The following is a 395-nucleotide window of genomic DNA, read 5'->3' as shown; positions in this document are numbered from 1 at the left end:
TCGCTGCGGAATGTCGAAGACCTGCTGCACGAACGTGGGATCGACGTGAGCCACGAAGCGGTCCGGTTCTGGTGGCACCGGTTCGGGCCGATGTTTGCCGCCGAGATCCGGAAACGCCGGATCGACGGCATGCGGTCGAGCCAGTGGCGATGGCACCTCGACGAGATGTTCGTGAAGATCAATGGTGAGCGCCACTACTTGTGGCGGGCTGTCGACCACGAGGGCGAGGTCCTCGAGAGCTTCGTGACGAAGACCCGTGACAAGAAGGCCGCTCTGAAATTCCTGAGGAAATCAATGAAACGCTACGGCCGGCCGGACACCATCGTGACCGACCGGCTTCGGTCCTATGGCGCGGCGCTGAAGGAAATCGGTGCGGCCGATCGCCAGGAAACCGG

Annotated in this window: 1 protein-coding gene; it reads left to right on the top strand. The window is 62.5% G+C overall.

The features are described from left to right. Positions 1–395, top strand: a 395-nt coding sequence (locus tag P1J78_RS25215) for an IS6 family transposase (RefSeq protein ID WP_275570112.1), incomplete at both ends; no start/stop codon positions are given.

The organism is Psychromarinibacter sediminicola, from assembly GCF_029168335.1.
Taxonomy (GTDB): Bacteria; Pseudomonadota; Alphaproteobacteria; order Rhodobacterales; family Rhodobacteraceae; genus Psychromarinibacter; species Psychromarinibacter sediminicola.
The sequence above is the reverse complement of the archived record's forward strand: the minus strand, read 5'-3'. Positions and strand labels throughout refer to the sequence as shown.